Here is a 23,156-nt window from a genome sequence, read left to right as displayed (position 1 = left end):
AAAACGAGGAGTTTATAAACATGAAAAAAAATCGGATTTTTGCGGTAGCGGGTGTTGCGCTACTTGCTACAGGCGTTCTTGCAGCTTGCGGTTCTTCAAAATCATCAAATGCTGAAGCACCAAAGGCTTATGGCTATACTTATACTGCTGACCCAGAAACATTGGACTACCTAATTTCTGGTAAACAAAGTACAAAAGTTGCCACTTCAAACGGTATTGATGGACTCTTTACGAATGATAAGTATGGTAACCTTACTCCTGCAGTCGCTGAAGACTGGTCAGTATCTCAAGATGGATTGACATATACATACAAGATTCGTAAAGGTGTAAAATGGTTCACATCTGATGGTGAAGAATATGCAGAAGTAACTGCAAATGACTTTGTTACAGGTTTGAAACACGCAGCCGACAATAAATCAGCTGCTCTTTACCTAGCACAAAATTCTGTAAAGGGATTGGCTGACTATTTATCAGGGACTAATACAGACTTTTCTGCAGTAGGTATTAAAGCTGTTGATGATTACACTCTTCAATATACATTGAACCAACCTGAACCATACTGGAACTCTAAATTATCTTATGGAATCTTCTGGCCTTTGAATGCAGAGTTTGAAAAATCAAAAGGTAAAGACTTTGGTAAGGCGACAGATCCAACATCATTGCTTTACAATGGTCCATTCTTGCTTAAGGGATTGACAGCTAAGTCTTCTATCGAATTTGCAAAGAATGATCAGTATTGGGATAAAGACAATGTTCACATCGATACTGTAACACTTTCTTACTATGATGGTTCAGACCAAGAGTCACTTGAGCGTAACTTTACAAATGGTGCATATAGTTATGCACGTCTCTTCCCTACTAGCTCAAACTATTCTAAAGTAGCAGAAACATATAAAGATAATATCTACTATACCCCACAGGGAGCTGGTATTGCTGGTTTAGGTGTTAACATTGACCGTCAAAGTTATAAATATACATCAAAAACAACTGACGAGGAAAAGACTTCTACTAAGAAAGCTCTTCTTAACAAAGACTTCCGTCAAGCTTTGAACTTTGCTTTTGACCGTACTGCTTATTCAGCTCAGCTAAATGGTAAGGATGGAGCCGCCCTTGCTGTTCGTAACCTCTTTGTCAAACCTGACTTTGTTTCTGCTGGAGATAAGACATTTGGTGACTTGGTTACTGAGAAAGTTGTTTCTTATGGTGATGAATGGAAAGACGTAAACTTTGCGGATGCTCAAGATGGTCTTTACAATGCTGATAAGGCTAAAGCAGAACTAGCTAAAGCTAAAAAAGTCCTTGAAGCAGATGGTGTAAAATTCCCAATCCACTTGGATATTCCAGTTGACCAAACATCTAAAAACTATATCGCTCGTATCCAATCATTTAAACAATCTGTTGAGACGGCTTTGGGTACAGATAATGTAGTTATCGATATTCAACAAATCACCACTGATGAATTACAAAATGCCACATACTACGCAGCTAGTGCGGCAGCAGAAGATTGGGACCTTTCAGGTGCTGTTGGATGGAATCCAGACTATGATGATCCATCAACATACCTTGATATCTTGAAAACAACTAACAGTGAAACAACTAAGTCCTACATGGGCTATGATAATCCATCAAACCCAGCGGTTGCTCAAGTTGGTTTGAATGATTATGACAAATTAGTTGATGATGCAGCTAGTGAAACAACCGATCTTAATAAACGTTATGAGAAATATGCAGCAGCTCAAGCTTGGTTGACAGATAGCTCACTCTTCCTTCCAGCTATGTCTTCTTCAGGAGCAGCACCAATCATTTCTCGCGTAGTACCATTCTCAGCATCTTATACTCAATCTGGTGATAAAGGTTCAGATGTTTACTTCAAATATCTTAAATTGCAAGCGAACACTGTAACTGCTAAAGAGTACAAAGAAGCTCGTGAAAAATGGCTTAAAGAAAAAGCTGAATCAAACGAAAAAGCTCAAAAAGAATTAGCGAGCCACGTGAAATAAATAATGCTCATCAGAACTTTCTCTCCAAAAGGAGAAGGTTCTTTTGGGATTTTAAAGGAAATAATATGAAAAAATATGTTTTTATGCGTATCTTGCGGTCGTTAGTTTCTATCTTTTTAGTAACGACCTTGATTTACACAATCATCTATACGATGGTTCCACGGAAGTTGATCTTCAAACAAGATACTAACTACAATAAAATTGCAACTACAGCTGATAAACGTGATAACTATGAAAATACCGTTTATGAGCGTATGGGTTATATCGAATATTACGATACAAAAGAGTTGCAGGAAAAAGCTAGTAGCATTGACCCTTCTGTTACAGTAGATGCAAATGATACAAATAAAGCTATCTATGAAAAATATATCCAACAACTTGGGAACGGTTGGACTTTAGGTCAGTTCACTGAGAGTGGTCAATTTTATGCTACTCGTGAAATCCCTATTTTCGAGCGTGTGTTCAAATTCTATGCAAACTTGCTTGATATTGACCATACAAACAAGATTCAAGACCCAGAAAATCCTAACTTAGAGCGTTATTTGCGATTTGAAAACGATCCAGCGATTGGATGGTCTTTGGTAGGTTCAGGGACTAAACATAAATACCTCTTGTACTTCAACAGTCAATTCCCGTTTGTTCATCAAAACTTTGTGAACTTGAACTTAGGAGATTCTTACCCAACTTATGCCAATACTCCTGTGCTTCAAGTTATCACACAAGGGCAAGGACAAACGAAGACTTCTGAAGTTCAATTCCCAACTGGTAAGAAAACATCATCAGTCAATATCTACTCAAGAACATATAAATCTCCAAGTCAAGCTGATGCGCGTGAAGTAGCGAACTACGGTAAAGGTGATCCATATACAGCTACTGAAAGCAACTATCAGTATCCATCTATGATTACCAGTTCTGCTATTGCTGGTTTGATTGGACTTGCAATTTCGTACGCGATTGCGGTTCCACTTGGTTCTGCAATGGCTCGTTACAAGAATACATGGATTGATAGTTTCTCTACAGGAGTATTAACATTCTTACTTGCTCTTCCAACTATCGCTCTTGTATATATCATTCGTTTGATTGGTTCTTCAATTGGACTCCCTGATTCATTCCCTATCTTGGGTGCTGGAGACTGGCGTTCATATGTACTACCTGCAGTTATTCTTGGTTTACTTGGTGCTCCTGGTTTGGCTATCTGGATTCGTCGTTACATGATTGACTTACAATCACAAGACTTTGTTCGTTTTGCACGTGCAAAAGGTCTTTCTGAGAAAGAAATTTCAAACAAACACATCTTTAAAAATGCTATGGTACCGCTCGTTTCAGGTATTCCAGGTTCTATTATCGGTGTTATTGGTGGAGCTACTCTTACTGAAACAGTCTTCGCCTTCCCAGGTATGGGTAAAATGTTGATTGACTCTGTAAAAGCGTCAAATAATAACATGGTTGTTGGTCTAGTTTTCATCTTTACTTGCGTCTCAATCTTCTCTTACTTAATTGGGGATATTTGGATGACAATTATTGACCCACGTATTAAGTTGACAGAGAAAGGAGGCAAATAATGTCTACAATTAGTAATGATAAATTTCAGTTTGTAAAACGCGATGACTTTGCCTCTGAAGTAATTGATGCTCCTGCCTACTCATATTGGGGTTCTGTTTTTAGACAATTTTTGAAAAAGAAATCAACCATCATCATGCTTGGTATTTTGATTTCAATCGTTTTGATGAGTTTCATCTACCCAATGTTTTCTGATTTCGACTTCAATGATGTAAGTAAGGTAAATGATTTTAGCGCTCGCTACATTAAACCAAATGCGGAACATTGGTTCGGTACAGATAGTAATGGTAAGTCTCTTTTTGATGGTGTCTGGTTTGGAGCCCGTAACTCTATCTTGATTTCCGTTATTGCGACCTTTATCAATATTGTAATTGGTGTTATTGTCGGCGGTATCTGGGGTATTTCAAAATCAGTTGACCGCGTCATGATGGAAGTTTATAACGTTATTTCCAACATCCCACACTTATTGATTGTTATCGTCCTAACATACTCAATCGGAGCAGGTTTCTGGAATTTGATTTTTGCCATGAGTGTAACGACTTGGATTGGGATTGCCTACTCAATTCGTATCCAAATCATGCGTTACCGTGACTTAGAGTACAACCTTGCTTCACGCACACTCGGAACTCCAACATACAAAATTGTCATTAAAAATATCATGCCACAATTGGTATCTGTTATTGTTACGACTACATCACAAATGCTTCCAGCATTTATCTCATATGAAGCCTTTCTATCATTCTTTGGACTTGGACTACCAATTACAGTACCAAGTTTAGGTCGATTGATTTCAGATTACTCACAGAACGTAACGACAAATGCATACCTCTTCTGGATTCCATTGACAACTTTGGTTTTGGTATCCTTGTCGCTTTTCGTAGTTGGTCAAAACCTAGCGGATGCTAGTGATCCACGTACACATAGATAGGAGTAGACATGACAAAAGAAAAAAATGTAATTTTGACTGCTCAAGATATTGTCGTGGAATTTGATGTTCGTGACAAAATTTTGACAGCTATTCGTGGAGTATCTCTGGAGTTGATTGAGGGCGAAGTGCTTGCACTCGTTGGAGAGTCTGGTTCAGGGAAATCTGTTTTAACAAAAACTTTTACAGGAATGTTGGAAGAAAATGGTCGTATTGCCAAAGGTAGTATTCTTTACCGTGACCAAGATTTGACTGAATTTTCTTCTCATAAAGATTGGGAGCAAATTCGTGGTGCGAAGATTGCAACGATCTTCCAGGATCCGATGACCAGTCTTGACCCAATCAAAACAATCGGAAGTCAAATCACAGAAGTTATTGTTAAACACCAAGGGAAAACGGCTCAAGAAGCAAAAGACTTGGCGATTGACTATATGAATAAGGTTGGTATCCCTGACGCTGAGAGACGTTTTAATGAATATCCATTCCAGTATTCTGGAGGAATGCGTCAACGTATTGTTATTGCGATTGCCCTTGCGTGTCGTCCAGATGTTTTGATTTGTGATGAACCAACAACAGCCCTTGATGTGACCATCCAAGCTCAGATTATTGACTTGTTGAAAACACTTCAACAAGAATACCACTTTACAACTATCTTTATCACACACGACCTTGGTGTTGTAGCAAGTATTGCTGATAAAGTTGCAGTTATGTATGCTGGTGAAATCGTTGAGTATGGTACAGTTGAAGAAATTTTCTACGATCCACGTCACCCATACACATGGAGCCTCTTATCAAGTTTGCCACAGCTGGCTGACGATAAAGGAGAATTGTATTCAATTCCGGGAACACCTCCATCACTGTATACTGAATTGAAGGGAGATGCTTTTGCTCTTCGTTCAGATTATGCGATGAAGATTGATTTCGAAGAAAAAGCTCCTCAGTTTGCAGTATCTGATACTCACTGGGCTAAAACATGGTTGCTTGATGAACAAGCTCCAAAAGTTGCAAAACCAGCAGTAATTGCAGATTTACACGATAAGATTCGTGAAAAGATGGGCTTTGCTCATCTTGAGGACTAGGAGGAAGGAAATGTCTGAAAAATTAGTAGAGGTTAAAGACTTAGAGATTTCCTTCGGTGAAGGAAGCAAAAAGTTTGTAGCCGTTAAAAATGCAAACTTCTTTATCAACAAAGGTGAAACATTCTCTCTCGTTGGAGAATCTGGTAGTGGTAAGACAACAATTGGTCGTGCCATTATCGGCCTTAATGATACCAGCAAAGGGGATATCATCTTTGATGGACAAAAAATCAATGGTAAAAAATCACGTGAACAAGCATCGGAATTAATCCGTCGTATTCAAATGATTTTCCAAGACCCAGCTGCAAGTTTGAATGAACGTGCGACAGTGGACTATATCATCTCTGAAGGTCTTTACAACCATCATTTATTTAAAGATGAAGAAGAGAGAAGAGAAAAAGTTCAAAATATCATTCGTGAAGTGGGACTTTTGGCTGAACACTTGACTCGTTATCCACATGAGTTTTCAGGTGGACAACGTCAACGTATCGGGATTGCTCGTGCCTTGGTCATGCAACCTGACTTCGTTATTGCAGATGAACCTATTTCAGCCTTGGACGTTTCAGTACGTGCTCAAGTTTTGAACTTGCTCAAGAAATTCCAAAAAGAATTGGGTTTAACCTATCTCTTTATCGCCCACGATTTGTCAGTAGTTCGTTTCATCTCTGATCGTATCGCGGTAATTTATAAGGGTGTCATTGTAGAAGTGGCTGAAACTGAAGAATTGTTTAACAATCCAGTTCATCCATATACACAGGCACTTCTATCAGCTGTACCAATCCCAGATCCAATCTTGGAACGTAAAAAAGTTTTGAAAGTCTATGATCCAGATCAACATGACTACGAAACGGACAAACCTTCTATGGTTGAAATTCGTCCAGGTCATTTTGTTTGGGCTAACCAAGCAGAATTGGAACGCTATAAAAAAGAAATGAAATAATCACTAAAGTTTTATAATCTAGCTAGAAGGCTTCTAGTAAGATTATGAAACTTTTTTATTTTACAGATAAAAGCTTGATTATCTATAAAAAATTGATATACTGAATACAATGAAAACAAAATAGTAATAGTCGGAGTAATCAAGGGAGAATCGCATGGATCAACAACCAAATTTTTTTACCAACATAGCAAGAGTGATTGGAACATGCCTTTGGGTGAAAGGGATGGAAGTATTGATTGAAAAGAAGGAGTCCGAGCCAAAAGCTTTAGAGTTTAGTCGCTTTCTTTTGGCGTTAAAACTAGAATCATCCTTACCTTGGATTCTGGGACTTTCTAAGAAAGAATACAGAAAATGAAATTTATCTTGGATATTTTGTTTTATATCTTAGTGAAGCCACTGATTGCAATTGTAGAATTCATTTGGTATCTCATTTGCTTATTTTTTTATGATTTCCTTATGAATGTATTGTATTCGATTTTTAATTGGTTTTTTAGTTTGTTTTAGAAACTAAAAATTGGGAGTAGTTACTTATAGATACTCCTATATAATTTTATTATCATAAAAAAGGATGGGAAATATTCCCTCCTTTTTTGTTTATATCAATAAGATTAACGTGAAAATTTATAAAGTTGATGCAAATAACAGATTTGTAGAGAGTCTAGGAAATAGACTAGATTTAGTTTAATCCATTTATGATGGTATAGGTAACTTTTCAAAGGTGATCACATCACCTTTTTGAGTCGCAAGTTGAATTCGGTTGTCTTTGATGCGGGTAGCTTGTACTTCCTTACCGTTTACCTTGACAAGGCTAGCTTCGATATTTGGATAGTCTACGACTAAATCCCCACCAACATTAGAAATGAAAGATAGGGTTTCAAGATTTTTCTCTTTCCATTTCATGCTGACTTCAAAGTTACCACGAGCGACTAAACCTGAGACTTGCCCGTCTTTCCATGCATCTGGAAGTGCTGGTAATGGGGCAATGTAGCCGGTGTGAGATTGAAGGAGCATTTCTGCCATACCGCTGGTTGCACCAAAGTTCCCGTCAATTTGGAAAGGTGCGTGCGTATCCCAGAGGTTTTCTAGTGTGGAGGATTTGAGCTGTTCTGCCAACAATCGATGGGCACGATTTCCATCTAGGAGACGGGCCCAGAGGTTGATTTTATTAGCCTTAGACCAACCGGTACCACAATCTCCACGATGGTTTAAGGTTGCACGTGCAGCTTCTAGATATTCATGCTGATCCTTGCCAAATAGAGTACCTGGGAAGAGTCCAACTAGATGGGAAACGTGACGGTGGTGGTTTTCAATGCCTTCGTTGGTGAATTGCGGGCTGTCTTCCTCGAACCATTCCTTGATGCGGCCTTCTTGATTGATATGAAGTGGTTTGAGCTTGTCAAATTTAGCCTTTACTTCGGTTACCAAATCTTGGTCGATCTTCAGATGATTAGCTGCTTCCATATAGTCGTGGAATAACTGCCAAACTAGAGATTGGTCGAAGGTATTTCCGATCGTGATAGTACCATGCTCTGGTGAGTAAGATGGAGAAGAAACCCAACGGTCACTGGCCTTGTCGTAGTGCAAGAAGGAACTCCAAAACTTGGCAGTTTCCTTGAGCATTGGATAAATCTTTTCTTTGAGATAAGTTTCATCCTTGGTGAATGTGTAGTAGTCATAGACGTTCTGCATCATCCAAGCATTGGCAGCAGGAGACCAACCCCAATAGTAGTTCCAACCAGGAGTAGTCCAGCCAAATGGTGTCGCCTGGGTATGAACCAGCCAACCGTTTTCTTGACCTTCTTTGGACTCGATATCTGCATATTCTTTAGCAGCGATACGGCCATAGTAACGCATATCATCGATATAATTGATCATTGGCTTAGCCGTTTCTGCAAGATTGTTCATGTAGGCAGGCCAGTAGTTCATTTGTAGGTTGACATTGAGGTGGTAGTCAGAATTCCAAGGTGGATTATCTACTGCATTCCAGACTCCTTGCAAGTTAGCAGGAAGGGCATCTGTCCGGTCACGAGAAGAGCTGATGAGAAGGTAACGGCCGTATTGGAAGAAGAGCTCTTCTAGTTGTTGTCCTTTTGTAGGATCATAGGTTTGGAGAGCTTCTTTTGTCGTTTGGCTAGACTTGTTACCGACAAGATTCAGTTGGACACGATTGAAGAGACTTTGATAGTCCTTGATGTGGTTATTTTTTAGAGTTTCATAATCTTTTGCCTTGGCAGCTTCTACGATAGACTTAACAGTATTTTCTACGTCAATATCCTTGCGGTAATTGGTTTTTGGATTTTGAGCATAATTAGTCTTGGCACTGAGTAAAAGGGTCGCATAGCTGGCTCCAGTGACAGTCAAATAGCCATCTTGGGCAGTAACTTGTCCATCTGTCTCGATTCCAAGATAAGAGGCAAATTGAAGGCCATTGTCTTTGACAGTACCCTTGAGTAAAATACCATTGGCATCAGTAGTGACTGCACCCTGTTTATACTTCGAGTATTCCCAAGAGTAGTCGCCATTCGCAATCAAATCTTCAGTCAAGCTATTCCAAAGGGTAAAATCGAGGGTCTTATCCCCTTTTTTACTCAAATGGGTCACAGTAACATCATCCGGATAGCTAGAGAAGGTTTCGCGCTTAAAGTTTGTACCGTCTTGGGTATATGAAGTGGTCGAGATGGCCTCAGAAATATCTAAGCCACGATGATAGTCGGTAACATTCTCCAAGCCTTTCTTTTGGTTGTTAAAGACCATAAAGATATCACCAAAAGATAAGTAACGACCATACTGAGCATTGTTTGGGCCCACTAGGTTACGCTCTGCTAATTGTTTGGCTTTTTGACGGTTTCCTTCTTCTAAGGCTTTACGAACTTCTGCTAAGACCTTATAGCGGTCTTGATAGTTCCCCCCATTGTAATCGGTGCTATCAGGCTGTGGCCCACCAGACCAGAGAGTTTTTTCATTGTATTGGATTCTTTCTTCACCGATTAATCCAAAAACCTTAGACCCCATTTCACCGTTTCCGACAGGCAAGGCTTGTTTTTCCCAGCCGTCATAAGAAGGAGCAGTTGGTTGATCATAATGAAGTTGATAGTTATTTTTATTTTCCATAGTTCTTTTATTATTGAAGCAAGTAGTATAGTGAATTCTATGCTTTTACTATAGCAGACACATTAACTTATTGCAAGGTTTTAAAGGCCTCATTTGTTTATTTTAAGGACAGTGTATATTCTAGATTTTATAATGGATAGTAAGCAAGCCTTTTTTATAGGTAAAGTGAATTAAAATGTTGCATAGTTGCTTTCTGAAAGCGCAAATCAAACTAGTCAGCAGTGGGACTTTATGGTATAATATAGTAGACTTTAAAAGAAACAGGAGAAATATTATGGATCTTATTTTAGCGATTGTCTTGATTGCTTTAGCTTTTCTAGGAGGTGCTCTAGGAGGCATGTACTTGGTGCGTAAACAAATTGAAAAAGAGTTTGCGGATAACCCACGTTTGAATGCCGAAGCAGTTCGTACTCTTTTGAGTGCAAATGGTCAAAAACCAAGCGAAGCTAAGGTACAACAAGTTTACCACCAAATCATTCGCCAACAAAAAGCAGCCCTTGCTAACAATAAAAAGAAATAAATAGGAAAAGTCTGGGATGAAAATTCCAGACTTCTCACTATGTTCAACTGATCTTTAGAGCTAAGACTTTTTCCTTGCATTCTATTGATATTTGATTATGATTAAGTTGGAGACAACTGATGATGAATCAGTCGGTCGGAAATTTCAGTAAGAAATGTAATGATAATGAACTATCAATCAGAATAATAAGACTAGAAAGAAGACTATATGGATAATCGACCAATCGGTTTTTTGGACTCTGGTGTTGGAGGCTTAACTGTTGTGCGTGAGCTCATGCGTCAGCTTCCTCATGAAGAAATCGTCTATATTGGAGATTCAGCACGGGCACCCTATGGTCCTCGTCCTGCTGAGCAAATTCGTGAATACACTTGGCAACTGGTCAACTTTCTTTTGACCAAGGATGTCAAAATGATTGTCATTGCCTGCAATACTGCAACAGCAGTTGTTTGGGAAGAAGTCAAGGCTAGGTTGGATATCCCTGTCCTGGGTGTCATCCTACCGGGTGCATCAGCGGCTATCAAATCCAGCCAAGGTGGTAAAATTGGTGTAATCGGAACACCTATGACTGTATCATCTGACATCTATCGTCAGAAAATCCATGATCTGGATCCGGATTTACAGGTGGAAAGCTTGGCCTGTCCCAAATTTGCTCCCTTGGTTGAGTCAGGTGCACTTTCAACCAGTGTGACCAAGAAAGTAGTCTATGAAACCCTACGTCCTTTAGTCGGAAAAGTGGACAGTTTGATTCTGGGTTGTACTCATTATCCGCTCCTAAGACCTATTATCCAAAATGTGATGGGACCAGAAGTAAAACTAATTGATAGTGGAGCAGAGTGCGTGCGGGATATCTCTGTCTTACTCAATTATTTCGAGATTAATCGTAGCCGGGATGCCGGCCCTCTACAACACCGTTTTTATACGACTGCAAATAGCCATAGTTTTGCTCAGATTGGAGAGGAATGGCTAGAAAAAGAGATTCATGTGGAGCATGTAACATTATGACCAACAAAATTTATGAATACAAGGATGACCAGGACTGGTATGTAGGCTCTTATAGCGTTTTTGGCGGTATTCGGACCTTGACGGATGATGAGTTAGACTTTCCTATGATCCAATTCGTCAAAATATTTGGAGATGAAGAGCGACACTTCCCGCTTTCAGTCACTGTTTTACGCTATGGTTCACCTTATCGTTTGCTCTCATTTGTGGTAGATATGCTCAACCAAGAGGCAGATCGCAATTTAGAAATCATTCAACGCCAAGGTGCCTTGCTCTTAGTTGAAAATGGACAACTCTTGCATGTAGAATTGCCTAAAGAAGGAGTAGATGTTGAAGCCTTCTTTGAAACTAGCAAAGTCAGAGAAACCTTATTGATAGCGACTCGTAATGAAGGGAAGACCAAGGAATTTCGTGCTATCTTTGACAAACTTGGATATGATGTGGAGAATCTCAATGATTACCCAGATCTGCCTGAAGTTGCTGAAACCGGTATGACCTTTGAAGAAAATGCTCGCCTTAAGGCTGAAACCATCTCCAAATTGACAGGCAAGATGGTTCTAGCAGATGATTCTGGTCTTAAAGTCGATGTCCTCGGTGGATTACCAGGCGTTTGGTCAGCTCGATTTGCAGGAGCGGGAGCCACTGACCAAGAAAACAACGCCAAACTCTTGCACGAATTAGCCATGGTCTTTGATCTCAAGGACCGCTCAGCGCAATTTCACACAACCTTGGTCGTGGCTAGTCCAGGTAAGGAAAGCTTGGTTGTCGAAGCTGACTGGCCAGGTTACATTAACTTTGAACCTAAGGGTGAAAATGGTTTTGGCTATGATCCGCTCTTCTTAGTAGGAGAAACTGGTAAATCATCAGCCGAATTAACCCTTGAAGAAAAAAATAGTCAATCCCACCGTGCCTTAGCCGTTAAGAAACTTTTGGAGGTATTTCCATCATGGCAAAGCAAACCATCATTGTAATGAGTGACTCCCACGGAGATAGCTTGATTGTAGAAGAAATACGTGACCGCTATCTTGGGAAAGTCGATGCTATTTTTCACGATGGTGACTCGGAACTTCGCCCAGATTCACCACTCTGGGAAGGAATCCAGGTAGTCAGAGGAAACATGGATTTTTATTCAGACTATCCAGAACGCTTAGTGACTCAACTGGGTCCTACCAAGATCATCCAGACTCATGGACATTTGTTTGATATTAACTTCAACTTCCAAAAGCTTGATTTCTGGGCTCAAGAGGAAGATGCAGATATCTGTCTTTATGGGCACTTACATATCCCAGATGCTTGGATGGAAGGAAAGACTCTCTTTCTAAATCCTGGTTCTATCAGTCAGCCACGTGGTGCAATTAGAGAATGCCTCTACGCTCGTGTGGAGATTGATGATAGCTACTTTAAAGTGGACTTTTTGACACGTGACCATGAGGTATATCCAGGCTTGTCTAAGGAGTTTGCTCGATGATTGCCAAAGAATTTGAACAGTTTTTACTGGAGCAAGAGGAAACCTTTTTAACTCCTGCTGAAAATTTGGCTGTGCTCATTGATACTCACAATGCAGATCATGCAATTCTCCTTCTTAGTCAGATGACCTATACCAGAGTGCCAGTCGTGACGGATGAGAAAAAATTCGTCGGGACTATTGGTCTTAGAGATATTCTTGCCTACCAGATGGAGCAGGGATTGAGTCAAGAAGCCATGGCAGATACAGATATCGTACACATGACCAAGAAGGATGTTGCAGTGGTAGCTCCGGATTATACATTGACAGATGTTTTACATAAGCTAGTGGATGAATCTTTCCTACCAGTTGTTGATAAGGATGGAATTTTCCAAGGGATTATTACACGGAAATCAATCCTTAAGGCTGTCAATGCCCTTCTGCATGATTTTAGTAAGGAATATGAGATTCGAAGCAAATGAGAGAATGGATTTCAGTATTTTTAGAAGAAAAACAAAATCTATCTAGTAATTCTAAGCAGTCTTATAAGTATGATTTGGAGCAGTTTTTGGATTTTGTTGGAAAACAAATTTCAGAGACAAGTTTAAAAATCTACCAAGCTCAATTATCAAATTTTAAAATGAGTGCCCAAAAGCGGAAGGTTTCTGCTTGCAATCAATTTCTTTACTTTTTATATCAGAAAGGAATGATTGGCACCTTTTACCGTTTGGAATTACTCAAACAGGCTGAGAAAAAACAAGGGAAGTCGGAACTTTTAGACCTCAGTTCTTTCTGGCAAGAAAGTGCTTATCCAGAAGGACGCTTGCTAGCCTTGTTAATAGTAGAATTGGGCCTCTTGCCGAGTGAAATTCTAGCCTTAAAAATAGGTGATGTGAACCTGGATTTTCAAGTTTTGAGAGTCAATAAAGCTTCTCAACAAAGAATCTTGAGCCTTCCCACAAATTTGCTTGCGGAGTTAGAGCCCTTGATGGGGCAGACCTATCTCTTTGAAAAAGCTGGGAAACCGTACTCCCGTCAATGGGCCTTTCGTCAGTTGGAAGCTTTTTTAAAGGAAAAAGGTTTTTCAGATTTATCTGCCCAAGGATTGAGAGAACAGTTTATATTAAGACAAATCGAAGAAAAGGTTGACTTGTACGAAATCGCTAAAAAATTAGGATTAAAGACAGTCATGACCTTAGAAAAATATAGATAATGGATATTAAATTTAAAGATTTTGAAGGGCCTTTGGACTTGCTCTTACACTTGGTTTCAAAGTATCAGATGGATATCTATGATGTGCCGATCACAGAGGTTATCGAGCAATATCTAGCCTATATCTCTACATTACAAGCCATGCGTTTAGAAGTGGCAGGTGAATATATGGTGATGGCTAGCCAACTGATGCTGATCAAAAGTCGTAAGCTCTTGCCAAAGGTTGCGGAAGTGTCTGATTTAGAGGATGACCTAGAGCAGGATCTCCTTTCTCAGATCGAAGAATACCGCAAGTTTAAACTCTTGGGAGAGCAGTTGGAAGTGAAGCACCAAGAACGAGCTCAGTATTATTCTAAAGCACCTACTGAGTTGATTTATGAGGATGCAGAACTTGTGCATGATAAGACGACGATTGATCTTTTCTTAGCCTTTTCAACCTTACTGACCAAGAAAAAGGAAGAATTCTCTAAAAGTCACACAACAATCTTACGAGATGAGTATAAGATTGAAGATATGATGGTCATCGTTCGAGAAGCCTTGGTTGAAGGTCAACAATTATGTTTGCAGGATTTGTTTAAAGAAACCAAGGATTTACAAGAGGTCATTACACTCTTTTTAGCAACCTTGGAGTTGATTAAAACCCAAGAAATTCTCTTGATTCAAAAAGAGAGTTTTGGAGATATTTATCTCATGAAAAAGAATGAAGAAAATCAAGTAGAGCAGAGTCAAGCTTGATAGAGAGGAAATATGAGTACTTTAGCAGAAATAGAAGCACTCCTGTTTGTAGCGGGGGAGGATGGCATTAGAGTCCGTCAGCTAGCTGAGGTCCTATCGCTTCCACCGACTGGGATTCAGCAAAGCTTAGAAAAGTTAGCCCACAAGTATGAAAAAGACCAGGATTCCAGTTTAGCACTGATTGAGACCGGTGGTGCCTACAGATTGGTGACCAAGCCACAATTTGCATTGATTTTAAAAGAATACTCTAAGGCGCCAATCAACCAAAGTCTATCTCGGGCTGCCCTTGAAACCTTATCCATCATTGCTTACAAGCAACCCATCACACGAATTGAGATTGATGCTATTCGGGGGGTTAATTCAAGTGGAGCGCTAGCTAAGTTACAGGCCTTTGAGTTGATACGAGAAGATGGAAAGAAAGAAGTTCTTGGTCGCCCTAATCTCTATGTAACAACGGATTATTTTCTAGATTACATGGGTATTAACCATTTGGAAGAATTGCCTGTGATTGATGAGCTTGACATTCAAGCACAAGAAAGCCAATTATTTGGTGAAAGGATAGAAGAAGATGAGAATCAATAAATATATTGCCCACGCAGGAGTGGCCAGTAGGAGAAAAGCAGAAGAGTTGATCAAGCAAGGCTTGGTGACGGTTAACGGCCAAGTCGTGCGTGAACTAGCAACGACCATCAAGTCAGGCGACAAGGTCGAAGTTGAAGGTCAACCAATCTATAACGAAGAAAAAGTCTACTATCTGCTTAACAAACCGCGCGGTGTGATTTCTAGCGTGACAGATGACAAGGGTCGCAAGACAGTTGTCGATCTTTTTCCCAATGTGAAGGAGCGCATCTATCCTGTGGGGCGCTTGGACTGGGATACGTCTGGAGTCTTGATTTTGACCAACGATGGTGACTTTACAGACGAGATGATTCACCCTCGTAATGAGATTGATAAGGTCTACGTGGCGCGTGTAAAAGGAATTGCCAATAAAGAAAATCTCCGTCCTTTGACTCGTGGAGTTGAGATTGATGGCAAGAAAACTAAGCCAGCTGTTTACGAAATTCTCAAAGTAGATCCGGTTAAAAATCGCTCTGTGGTACAGTTGACCATCCATGAAGGGCGCAATCACCAGGTTAAAAAGATGTTTGAAGCTGTTGGCCTCCAAGTGGATAAACTCTCTCGAACTCGTTTCGGACATCTAGACTTAACGGGTCTTCGTCCAGGAGAATCACGTCGTCTTAATAAAAAAGAAATCAGCCAATTACACACCATGGCTGTAACCAATAATAAATAATGAAAAAAATTTTAATTGCGCCAGTGCGCTTTTACCAACGATTTATCTCGCCTGCTTTCCCGCCATCTTGCCGCTTTGAACCGACTTGTTCGAACTACATGATTCAAGCTATCGAAAAGCATGGTGCCAAGGGAGTTCTGATGGGCTTAGCACGGATTTTACGGTGCCACCCTTGGTCCGAAGAGGGTAAAGATCCAGTGCCAGATGTTTTCTCATTAAAAAGAAATTCAAAATAAAAGAATCACATTTGTGATTCTTTTTTGTTGCAGGAAATAAGTTAGATGGTAAAATGTTGATTTCTACTACCTTTCTCCTATAAAAAGTGGTAAAATGGTTGAAAGAAAGAAGGGACTAAAATGACAACATTATTTTCTAAAATCAAAGAAGTAACAGAACTCTCTGCTATCTCAGGTCATGAAGCACCTGTACGTGCTTATCTTCGTGAAAAATTAACACCTCATGTGGATGAAGTGGTGACTGATGGCTTGGGTGGTATTTTTGGGGTTAAACACTCAGAAGCAGTCAATGCACCTCGTGTTTTAGTGGCGTCTCACATGGATGAAGTTGGTTTCATGGTTAGTGAAATCAAAGCAGACGGGACCTTCCGAGTAGTCAGCATTGGTGGTTGGAACCCTATGGTTGTTAGTAGCCAGCGTTTCAAACTCTTTACACGCGAAGGACGTGAAATCCCAGTAATTTCAGGTTCAGTTCCTCCACATTTGACTCGTGGCACAGGTGGACCAACTATGCCAGCTATTTCAGATATCGTTTTTGATGGTGGTTTTGCGGATAAGGCAGAAGCTGAAAGTTTCGGTATCCGTCCAGGAGATACAATTGTTCCAGATAGTAGTGCTATCCTAACTGCTAATGAAAAAAATATCATCTCAAAAGCTTGGGATAACCGTTATGGTGTTCTCATGGTTAGTGAGTTGGCTGAAAACTTGTCAGGTCAAAAACTAGGAAATGAACTTTACCTTGGGGCTAACGTCCAAGAAGAAGTTGGACTTCGTGGTGCCCACGCATCTACAACAAAATTTGATCCAGAAGTATTCCTTGCTGTAGACTGCTCACCAGCAGGTGATGTCTATGGTGGCCAAGGCAAGATTGGTGACGGAACCTTGATTCGTTTCTACGACCCAGGTCACTTGCTTCTCCCAGGCATGAAGGACTTCCTTTTGACAACTGCTGAAGAAGCTGGTATCAAATACCAATACTATTGTGGGAAAGGTGGTACAGATGCAGGAGCAGCTCATCTGAAAAATGCTGGTGTACCATCAACAACAATTGGTGTTTGTGCTCGTTATATCCACTCTCACCAAACCCTTTATGCAATGGATGATTTCCTTGAAGCACAAGCTTTCTTACAAGCCTTGGTTAAAAAATTGGATCGTTCTACTGTAGGTTTGATCAAAAATTATTAAACAGAAAAGATGGAGGTGATAGGTATGGAAGAACCAAACCTAGAAACCTTGATACGGGATCTTTACAATAATGCCCGTCAAAACCTGAGTGAAGATCTAGTGGCTGCGCTCCTAGAAACTGCTAAGCAATTGCCCAGTACCAATGAGCGCTTGCTAGCAGTACGGCTATCGGGTCTGGTCACTCTTGAACTTCTCAAGAATCCCAAGACCTCAGCACCAGAGTTAGTCAATCTGGCCCGCTTTATCAAAAAGGAAGAAGCGAGATACAGGGGTGCAGCCGCATCTTCCTTTATGATTGGAGAGCTATTTAAAATGCTTTGATTCGAAAGAATCAAAGCATTTTTTTCGTTTTAAATTTGTTCTGCCAAAACCTTTTCAGCAAGGTTCATAGCGTGGTCTGATACACGAGTGTAGTGAGAAATGATATCGATAAAGTTGACACCTGCTTGGGTAGAACATTCTCCGTTATTAAGACGTTTAATATGAGTCTTACGAAGGATACGTTCCATGTTGTTGATGTCTTCATGTCGTTCGATAAGAGCTTGAGCTTTTTTGAAATCATTATTTTCAACACTCTCAAGAGCATCTTTAACGAATTCGCTAGTTTTATGATAAATCTCTGCTAGTTCCTCTAAGGCAGCCTCAGAGAATTGAACATTTTTACGTTGCAAGTAATCATTGAGATTGATAAGAGCTTCAGCGTGGTCTCCGATACGTTCTAAGTCTCGTGAAGAGTCAAGGATATTTGTTAAGACTTCACTCTCTTTTTGGCTCAAAGCTTCACCAGATAAACTAATGAGGTAACGAGTCAATTTTTCATCAATAGTATTGATAGCTTCTTCAGTCTTATGTCCCTTTTCTGCAACTTTTTCATTAGAGTTGATGATATAGTCGTAAGAGAGGTCAAAGGCTTTCGCAGCATAATTACCCAAGTGTAGAAGTTCTTTTTTAGCATTTCCAAGAGCGATAGATGGAGCTTGTTTGATCAGTTGCTCATCAAGGTAAAGTGGTTCGTATTTGACAACTTCGTCTTCTCCAGGGATAAGTTTGGTTACCAAGAAGGCAAGAGCACCGATGAATGGAAACTGAATGATTGTATTGGTAATGTTGAAGGTTCCGTGGGCGAAGGCAATGGTCATTTCTGGAGCTAGATTTAAGAAGCTCTCAAACCATTGGATTAAGCCTGTAAATGGAACGAGGAAGATAATACAGATAACGGTTCCGATAACGTTAAAGGTCACATGGGCTGCCGCCACACGTTTGGCTGCAATATTAGCACCCAAGGAAGCGATAATAGCAGTGATAGTAGTTCCGATGTTATCTCCAAAGAGAACTGGTAGGGCACCCTGAAGGTCAATCAGATTGCTAGCGTAGAGATTTTGTAGGATCCCGATGGTCGCTGAGGAGGCTTGAATCAGAAGGGTTAAACCTGTTCCGATAAGAACACCCAAGATTGGATTTTTACTAAGTTCTACCATGTAGTCCTTAAAGACTTGTAAATCCTTAAGGGGTTCCATGGCGCCACTCATAAGATTGAGGGCAAAGAAGATACCGCCGACACCAAAGACAATTCGTCCGATGTTATTGATGGTTCTATTTTTTGTGAAGAAGAGACAGACTGCTCCGAGAAAGAGCATAGGTAATGCGTAGTCTCCCAATTTAAAACCAATGATAAAGGATGTGACGGTTGTTCCAATATTGGCTCCCATAACAATCCCAATAGCCTGACGTAAAGTCAATAGTCCAGCACTAACCAGACCAACTGTAATAACCGTAACACCTGAACTCGATTGAATCAGGGCAGTCATTCCAATTCCAACTAAAACTCCAAAGAAAGGATTGCTGGTATATTTGTCAATGTAAAATCGAAGACGATCTCCAGCTGCTTGTTGCAAACCGTCCCCCATGGTCTTGATACTATATAAGAATAGTCCCAGACCACCTAAAAAGTGAAATGCAATTTCCTGCCAATTAATGGACATTTTCTTTTTCCTCCGAAAACTAATCGCGAAATTTCTCCCATTCTATTTTAAAGGATTCTAAGCAATCTCACAAGTAGTAAATAGTAAATTTTAATAAAAATGTAATGAATCTTTTATTAAAAAGTATCATTTAGTTGGGCTATTATTATTCCAACTAGTAAGCATTTTATGATTTTTTGGATGAAAATTTAAAATTAGTTAGAGTTTCGATTATCTAAGAATCACTAGTTTATACTCTTATTTTTAAAGTAACAGACTAATTGAGAAAGAGAAAAGTTTAAGGTTTTTCTATCTCTTTTACTGATTTTGTGATATAATTAACACATAAAAAAAATAAGGAGTCTTTTCAAATGGCAAAATTGACTGTTAAAGACGTTGACTTGAAAGGGAAAAAAGTTCTCGTTCGTGTTGACTTCAACGTTCCTGTAAAAGATGGCGTGATTACTAACGACAACCGTATTACTGCAGCTCTTCCAACTATCAAGTATATCCTTGAACAAGGTGGACGTGCAATCCTCTTCTCTCACCTTGGACGTGTAAAAGAAGAAGCAGATAAAGAAGGTAAATCACTTGCTCCTGTAGCTGCTGACTTGGCTGCTAAATTGGGTCAAGAAGTGAAATTTATCCCAGGTGTTACACGTGGTGCTGAATTGGAAGCAGCTGTTAACGCTCTTGAAGATGGACAAGTTCTCTTGGTTGAAAACACTCGTTACGAAGATGTTGATGGCAAGAAAGAATCTAAAAACGATCCTGAACTTGGTAAATACTGGGCATCACTTGGAGATGGTATCTTCGTAAACGATGCATTCGGTACAGCTCACCGTGCACACGCATCTAACGTTGGCATCTCAGCAAACGTTGAAAAAGCTGTTGCTGGATTCCTTCTTGAAAACGAAATTGCTTACATCAAAGAAGCAGTTGAAGCTCCAGAACGTCCATTCGTAGCCATCCTTGGTGGATCTAAAGTATCTGACAAGATCGGTGTGATCGAAAACTTGCTTGAAAAAGCTGATAAAGTCCTTATCGGTGGTGGGATGACTTACACATTCTACAAAGCACAAGGTATCGAAATCGGTAACTCACTTGTAGAAGAAGACAAATTGGATGTTGCTAAATCTCTTCTTGAAAAATCAAACGGTAAATTGATCTTGCCAGTTGACTCAAAAGAAGCGAACGCATTTGCTGACTACACTGAAGTGAAAGATACTGAAGGTGAAGCAGTAGACCCAGGATTCCTTGGTCTTGATATCGGTCCTAAATCAATCGCTAAATTCGACCAAGAATTGACTGGTGCGAAAACAGTTGTATGGAACGGACCTATGGGTGTATTTGAAAATCCTGACTTCCAAGCTGGTACAATCGGTGTGATGGACGCTATCGTGAAACAACCAGGCGTTAAATCAATCATCGGTGGTGGTGACTCAGCTGCTGCAGCTATCAACCTTGGTCGTGCAGACAAATTCTCATGGATCTCTACTGGTGGTGGAGCTTCAATGGAACTCCTCGAAGGTAAAGAACTTCCAGGTCTTGCAGCTTTGACTGAAAAATAAGAACATAGAAAAAGGAGGACTTAAGTTCTCCTTTTTTTGCGCTCTTTTAAAGTTGGGGAGTACCGATGGATAATTGGACAGAATCCAAAAAAAACAGTAAAATAGAGGAATACCAATCTAAATGAAATTTGAGTGATAATCGTGGAAAAAAGAGAGAATCTTACTAAAACAGCTATTTGCGGTATTATCAATGTCACCCCAGATTCTTTTTCTGATGGGGGCCAATTTTATGCTATTGAAGAAGCCTTAAAGCAGGCTCGAAAATTGATAGCTGAAGGTGCCACTATTTTAGATATCGGTGGGGAATCTACTCGACCAGGAAGTAGCTATGTTGAGATTGAAGAGGAAATCCAACGTGTGGTTCCAGTCATTCAGGCTATCCGTCAAGAAAGTGATGTTCTGATTTCGATCGACACTTGGAAGAGTCAGGTTGCAGAAGCGGCTCTAAAGGCTGGGGCCCATATAGTCAATGACATTACAGGTCTTATGGGGGATGAGAAGATGGCAGAAGTGGTTGCCAAAGCAGGAGCTCAGGTGGTCATCATGTTTAATCCAGTCATGGTACGTCCTCAGCACCCTAGTTCACTTATCTTCCCTCATTTTGGATTTGGAGAGCCTTTTACAAAAGAAGACTTGGCTGAATTTGAACAACTGCCAGTAGAAGAATTGATGACAGCTTTCTTTGACCGTGCACTTGCAAGAGCGAAGGAAGCTGGTATTGCAAAAGAAAACATCATGCTGGATCCAGGTATCGGATTTGGCTTGACCAAAAAGGAAAATCTCATCCTTCTACGTGACCTTGATAAATTGCACGAGATGGGCTATCCTATCTTTCTAGGAGTCTCTCGCAAGCGATTTGTCATCAATATTCTGGAAGAAAATGGCTTTGAAGTCAATCCAGATACAGAAGTAGGTTTCCGAAATCGTGATATTGCTTCGGCTCATGTAACCAGTATTGCTGCCAGACAAGGTGTGGAAGTGGTGCGTGTACATGATGTAGCCAGTCACAAGATGGCAGTCGAAATTGCGTCTGCTGTCCGCCTAGCAGATGATGCGGAAAATTTAGATTTGAAACAATATAAGTAAGATGAATAAAAACGAAACGAATCAGTGGATAGCAAACTATCGGACAGATCAACCGCATTTCGGCTTGGAGAGGATGGTGGAATTGTTAGCCTTACGTGGCAATCCCCATCTTAAGCTCAAGGTTATCCACATCGGTGGAACCAATGGTAAGGGATCTACCATAGCTTTTTTGAAAAATATGTTGGAAAAGATGGGACTAAGAGTTGGTGTCTTTAGCTCTCCCTATCTGATTCATTATACGGATCAGATAGCCATTAATGGGGAGTCAATCCCAGAAGCTAAACTAGAAGTCTTAATGTCGGAATATCGCTCACTACTTGAAGGGGAGTACGCTCCTGCCTTGCAGGGAACGACAGAATTCGAGATTATCACTGCTATAGCCTATGATTACTTTGCCTCAGAGCAGGTCGATGTGGCGATTATGGAAGTTGGTATGGGTGGACTTTTGGATAGTACCAATGTCTGTCAGCCTATTTTAACAGGTATCACAACCATTGGACTGGATCATGTAGCTTTACTTGGTGATACTTTGGAAGCCATCGCAGAGCAGAAAGCAGGCATTATCAAGCCAGGAGTTATTCTTGTAACGGGGAACATTGTCCCAGAAGCTTTGGCGGTTATTGACCAAATTGCGGAAGCAAAACAGGCTCCTAGCCTGTTCTATGGGGATGCCTATCAGGTTAGCCATCATGAAAGTATTGTCACTGGAGAGGTATTTGACTATACAAGTTCTGTTAGACAAGGTCGCTTTCAAACAGGTCTGCTTGGTTTGCACCAGATAGATAATGCCGGAATGGCACTAACTTTGTTGGATGCCTATTGTCAAGAGACTGGGCGAGAATTGCCAGAAAATGATTTAGTGGCTCAAGCTTTAGAGGAAACAAGCTGGCCTGGACGTTTAGAAGTTGTTTCTAGAAAACCCTTGATGATTTTAGATGGGGCCCACAACCCCCATGCCATCAAGGCTTTATTGGAAACTTTGGATGAACGATTTGCTGACTATCACAAGGAAATCCTCTTTACTTGTATTAAAACCAAGGCTTTAGAGGATATGTTAGATTTATTAGAGAACTTACCAGATACTAATCTTACACTAACACATTTTGATGATGGTCGAGCAACGGATGAAGAAGTGCTAAAGAAAGTAGCTTATTCTAGAAATCTTAGCTACCAGAGTTGGCAGGCATTTCTAGACCAAAATATGATAGATGACGAAGAGAAAAAAAAAGTTAGGATAGTCACGGGCTCCTTGTATTTCTTGAGCCAGGTGAGAGCCTATCTAATGGAGAGGAAAAACTAGA

22 protein-coding genes and 1 pseudogene are annotated in these 23,156 nt (G+C 40.2%); 21 read left to right on the top strand and 2 right to left on the bottom strand.

Annotated features, from left to right (window positions below; translation table 11 throughout):
- Positions 1-20: 20 nt before the first annotated feature.
- The 6 genes from ACXYSN_RS05165 (at position 21) to ACXYSN_RS05140 (ending at position 6,856) form a co-directional block, all read left to right on the top strand.
- Positions 21-2,000, top strand: coding sequence for a peptide ABC transporter substrate-binding protein (locus ACXYSN_RS05165; RefSeq protein WP_458636378.1), 1,980 nt, complete (start codon positions 21-23; stop codon positions 1,998-2,000).
- Between the two features lie 65 nt (positions 2,001-2,065).
- Positions 2,066-3,562 (top strand): ABC transporter permease, encoded by a 1,497-nt coding sequence (locus ACXYSN_RS05160; RefSeq protein ID WP_458636377.1) that lies wholly within the window; start codon positions 2,066-2,068, stop codon positions 3,560-3,562.
- Positions 3,562-4,488 (top strand): oligopeptide ABC transporter permease OppC, encoded by a 927-nt coding sequence (oppC, locus tag ACXYSN_RS05155; RefSeq protein WP_458636376.1) that lies wholly within the window; start codon positions 3,562-3,564, stop codon positions 4,486-4,488. The genes ACXYSN_RS05160 and oppC overlap by 1 nt, the downstream gene beginning before the upstream one ends.
- Before the next feature lie 8 nt (positions 4,489-4,496).
- Entirely contained in the window at positions 4,497-5,564 is a 1,068-nt protein-coding gene (locus ACXYSN_RS05150) for an ABC transporter ATP-binding protein (protein ID WP_458636375.1), read from the top strand.
- A 10-nt stretch (positions 5,565-5,574) separates the two neighbouring features.
- Positions 5,575-6,501 carry an ATP-binding cassette domain-containing protein gene (locus tag ACXYSN_RS05145; RefSeq protein ID WP_458636374.1) on the top strand — a complete coding sequence of 309 codons (927 nt, stop codon included), beginning with the start codon at positions 5,575-5,577 and terminating at the stop codon, positions 6,499-6,501.
- Between the two features lie 154 nt (positions 6,502-6,655).
- Positions 6,656-6,856: a mechanosensitive ion channel protein MscL gene (locus tag ACXYSN_RS05140; RefSeq protein WP_458636373.1), complete on the top strand. Its 201-nt coding sequence runs from the start codon at positions 6,656-6,658 to the stop codon at positions 6,854-6,856.
- A gap of 347 nt (positions 6,857-7,203) precedes the next feature.
- Here the strand turns inward: ACXYSN_RS05140 and ACXYSN_RS05135 are convergent.
- A pseudogene (locus tag ACXYSN_RS05135) lies at positions 7,204-9,603 on the bottom strand (glycoside hydrolase family 95 protein); the annotation flags it as partial.
- A 283-nt stretch (positions 9,604-9,886) separates the two neighbouring features.
- On the opposite strand from ACXYSN_RS05135, the gene ACXYSN_RS05130 reads away from it, so the two are divergent.
- The 12 genes from ACXYSN_RS05130 to ACXYSN_RS05075 all read left to right on the top strand — a co-directional run bounded on the left by ACXYSN_RS05130 (position 9,887) and on the right by ACXYSN_RS05075 (position 17,558).
- Positions 9,887-10,132 (top strand): YneF family protein, encoded by a 246-nt coding sequence (locus tag ACXYSN_RS05130; protein ID WP_458636372.1) that lies wholly within the window; start codon positions 9,887-9,889, stop codon positions 10,130-10,132.
- A gap of 207 nt (positions 10,133-10,339) precedes the next feature.
- Positions 10,340-11,134: a glutamate racemase gene (gene racE, locus ACXYSN_RS05125; protein ID WP_250306748.1), complete on the top strand. Its 795-nt coding sequence runs from the start codon at positions 10,340-10,342 to the stop codon at positions 11,132-11,134.
- The gene (locus tag ACXYSN_RS05120; protein WP_458636371.1) at positions 11,092-12,102 is read left to right on the top strand and encodes a nucleoside-triphosphate diphosphatase; all 1,011 of its coding nucleotides are present in this window, start codon (positions 11,092-11,094) and stop codon (positions 12,100-12,102) included. The genes racE and ACXYSN_RS05120 overlap by 43 nt, the downstream gene beginning before the upstream one ends.
- Positions 12,078-12,599, top strand: coding sequence for a metallophosphoesterase (locus ACXYSN_RS05115; protein ID WP_006150069.1), 522 nt, complete (start codon positions 12,078-12,080; stop codon positions 12,597-12,599). The genes ACXYSN_RS05120 and ACXYSN_RS05115 overlap by 25 nt, the downstream gene beginning before the upstream one ends.
- Positions 12,596-13,057, top strand: a complete 462-nt coding sequence (gene cbpB, locus ACXYSN_RS05110; RefSeq protein WP_049530037.1) for a cyclic-di-AMP-binding protein CbpB — start codon at positions 12,596-12,598, stop codon at positions 13,055-13,057. The genes ACXYSN_RS05115 and cbpB overlap by 4 nt, the downstream gene beginning before the upstream one ends.
- Positions 13,054-13,788 carry a site-specific tyrosine recombinase XerD gene (xerD, locus tag ACXYSN_RS05105; protein WP_458636370.1) on the top strand — a complete coding sequence of 245 codons (735 nt, stop codon included), beginning with the start codon at positions 13,054-13,056 and terminating at the stop codon, positions 13,786-13,788. Before cbpB ends, xerD begins: the two co-directional genes overlap by 4 nt.
- A complete protein-coding gene (locus tag ACXYSN_RS05100; protein WP_458636369.1) occupies positions 13,788-14,522 on the top strand; it encodes a segregation/condensation protein A in 735 nt (244 codons plus the stop codon). Before xerD ends, ACXYSN_RS05100 begins: the two co-directional genes overlap by 1 nt.
- Before the next feature lie 12 nt (positions 14,523-14,534).
- Complete coding sequence (gene scpB / locus ACXYSN_RS05095) at positions 14,535-15,104, top strand: SMC-Scp complex subunit ScpB (RefSeq protein ID WP_006150184.1); 570 nt, start codon at positions 14,535-14,537, stop codon at positions 15,102-15,104.
- Positions 15,091-15,816: a pseudouridine synthase gene (locus ACXYSN_RS05090; protein ID WP_235083741.1), complete on the top strand. Its 726-nt coding sequence runs from the start codon at positions 15,091-15,093 to the stop codon at positions 15,814-15,816. Before scpB ends, ACXYSN_RS05090 begins: the two co-directional genes overlap by 14 nt.
- On the top strand, positions 15,816-16,052 hold the full coding sequence (gene yidD, locus ACXYSN_RS05085) for a membrane protein insertion efficiency factor YidD (RefSeq protein WP_016466835.1): 237 nt from the start codon (positions 15,816-15,818) through the stop codon (positions 16,050-16,052). The genes ACXYSN_RS05090 and yidD overlap by 1 nt, the downstream gene beginning before the upstream one ends.
- A 120-nt stretch (positions 16,053-16,172) precedes the next feature.
- Positions 16,173-17,237 carry a glutamyl aminopeptidase gene (gene pepA, locus ACXYSN_RS05080; protein ID WP_458636368.1) on the top strand — a complete coding sequence of 355 codons (1,065 nt, stop codon included), beginning with the start codon at positions 16,173-16,175 and terminating at the stop codon, positions 17,235-17,237.
- 24 nt (positions 17,238-17,261) lie between these two features.
- Positions 17,262-17,558: a bacteriocin immunity protein gene (locus ACXYSN_RS05075; protein ID WP_458636410.1), complete on the top strand. Its 297-nt coding sequence runs from the start codon at positions 17,262-17,264 to the stop codon at positions 17,556-17,558.
- Between the two features lie 29 nt (positions 17,559-17,587).
- Here the strand turns inward: ACXYSN_RS05075 and ACXYSN_RS05070 are convergent, their stop codons facing one another.
- Positions 17,588-19,219, bottom strand: a complete 1,632-nt coding sequence (locus ACXYSN_RS05070; protein WP_458636367.1) for a Na/Pi cotransporter family protein — start codon at positions 19,217-19,219, stop codon at positions 17,588-17,590.
- Between the two features lie 350 nt (positions 19,220-19,569).
- Between ACXYSN_RS05070 and ACXYSN_RS05065 the strand changes: the two genes are divergently transcribed.
- The 3 genes from ACXYSN_RS05065 to ACXYSN_RS05055 all read left to right on the top strand — a co-directional run bounded on the left by ACXYSN_RS05065 (position 19,570) and on the right by ACXYSN_RS05055 (position 23,155).
- The gene (locus ACXYSN_RS05065; RefSeq protein ID WP_045614609.1) at positions 19,570-20,769 is read left to right on the top strand and encodes a phosphoglycerate kinase; all 1,200 of its coding nucleotides are present in this window, start codon (positions 19,570-19,572) and stop codon (positions 20,767-20,769) included.
- A gap of 141 nt (positions 20,770-20,910) precedes the next feature.
- A complete protein-coding gene (folP, locus tag ACXYSN_RS05060) occupies positions 20,911-21,855 on the top strand; it encodes a dihydropteroate synthase (protein WP_458636366.1) in 945 nt (314 codons plus the stop codon).
- A 1-nt stretch (position 21,856) separates the two neighbouring features.
- The gene (locus tag ACXYSN_RS05055) at positions 21,857-23,155 is read left to right on the top strand and encodes a bifunctional folylpolyglutamate synthase/dihydrofolate synthase (RefSeq protein ID WP_458636365.1); all 1,299 of its coding nucleotides are present in this window, start codon (positions 21,857-21,859) and stop codon (positions 23,153-23,155) included.
- The last annotated feature ends 1 nt before the right edge of the window (position 23,156 follow it).

It is taken from the genome of Streptococcus sp. V869, from assembly GCF_054353515.1.
The sequence above is the reverse complement of the archived record's forward strand: the minus strand, read 5'-3'. Positions and strand labels throughout refer to the sequence as shown.

What these genes read in the sequence shown, in the direction of transcription:
- ACXYSN_RS05165 (WP_458636378.1), top strand. Translation starts at nt 21, where the DNA reads ATGAAAAAAAATCGGATTTTTGCGGTAGCGGGTGTTGCGCTACTTGCT.
- ACXYSN_RS05160 (WP_458636377.1), top strand. Translation starts at nt 2,066, where the DNA reads ATGAAAAAATATGTTTTTATGCGTATCTTGCGGTCGTTAGTTTCTATC.
- oppC (WP_458636376.1), top strand. Translation starts at nt 3,562, where the DNA reads ATGTCTACAATTAGTAATGATAAATTTCAGTTTGTAAAACGCGATGAC.
- ACXYSN_RS05150 (WP_458636375.1), top strand. Translation starts at nt 4,497, where the DNA reads ATGACAAAAGAAAAAAATGTAATTTTGACTGCTCAAGATATTGTCGTG.
- ACXYSN_RS05145 (WP_458636374.1), top strand. Translation starts at nt 5,575, where the DNA reads ATGTCTGAAAAATTAGTAGAGGTTAAAGACTTAGAGATTTCCTTCGGT.
- ACXYSN_RS05140 (WP_458636373.1), top strand. Translation starts at nt 6,656, where the DNA reads ATGGATCAACAACCAAATTTTTTTACCAACATAGCAAGAGTGATTGGA.
- ACXYSN_RS05130 (WP_458636372.1), top strand. Translation starts at nt 9,887, where the DNA reads ATGGATCTTATTTTAGCGATTGTCTTGATTGCTTTAGCTTTTCTAGGA.
- racE (WP_250306748.1), top strand. Translation starts at nt 10,340, where the DNA reads ATGGATAATCGACCAATCGGTTTTTTGGACTCTGGTGTTGGAGGCTTA.
- ACXYSN_RS05120 (WP_458636371.1), top strand. Translation starts at nt 11,092, where the DNA reads ATGGCTAGAAAAAGAGATTCATGTGGAGCATGTAACATTATGACCAAC.
- ACXYSN_RS05115 (WP_006150069.1), top strand. Translation starts at nt 12,078, where the DNA reads ATGGCAAAGCAAACCATCATTGTAATGAGTGACTCCCACGGAGATAGC.
- cbpB (WP_049530037.1), top strand. Translation starts at nt 12,596, where the DNA reads ATGATTGCCAAAGAATTTGAACAGTTTTTACTGGAGCAAGAGGAAACC.
- xerD (WP_458636370.1), top strand. Translation starts at nt 13,054, where the DNA reads ATGAGAGAATGGATTTCAGTATTTTTAGAAGAAAAACAAAATCTATCT.
- ACXYSN_RS05100 (WP_458636369.1), top strand. Translation starts at nt 13,788, where the DNA reads ATGGATATTAAATTTAAAGATTTTGAAGGGCCTTTGGACTTGCTCTTA.
- scpB (WP_006150184.1), top strand. Translation starts at nt 14,535, where the DNA reads ATGAGTACTTTAGCAGAAATAGAAGCACTCCTGTTTGTAGCGGGGGAG.
- ACXYSN_RS05090 (WP_235083741.1), top strand. Translation starts at nt 15,091, where the DNA reads ATGAGAATCAATAAATATATTGCCCACGCAGGAGTGGCCAGTAGGAGA.
- yidD (WP_016466835.1), top strand. Translation starts at nt 15,816, where the DNA reads ATGAAAAAAATTTTAATTGCGCCAGTGCGCTTTTACCAACGATTTATC.
- pepA (WP_458636368.1), top strand. Translation starts at nt 16,173, where the DNA reads ATGACAACATTATTTTCTAAAATCAAAGAAGTAACAGAACTCTCTGCT.
- ACXYSN_RS05075 (WP_458636410.1), top strand. Translation starts at nt 17,262, where the DNA reads ATGGAAGAACCAAACCTAGAAACCTTGATACGGGATCTTTACAATAAT.
- ACXYSN_RS05070 (WP_458636367.1), bottom strand. Translation starts at nt 19,219, where the DNA reads ATGTCCATTAATTGGCAGGAAATTGCATTTCACTTTTTAGGTGGTCTG.
- ACXYSN_RS05065 (WP_045614609.1), top strand. Translation starts at nt 19,570, where the DNA reads ATGGCAAAATTGACTGTTAAAGACGTTGACTTGAAAGGGAAAAAAGTT.
- ACXYSN_RS05055 (WP_458636365.1), top strand. Translation starts at nt 21,857, where the DNA reads ATGAATAAAAACGAAACGAATCAGTGGATAGCAAACTATCGGACAGAT.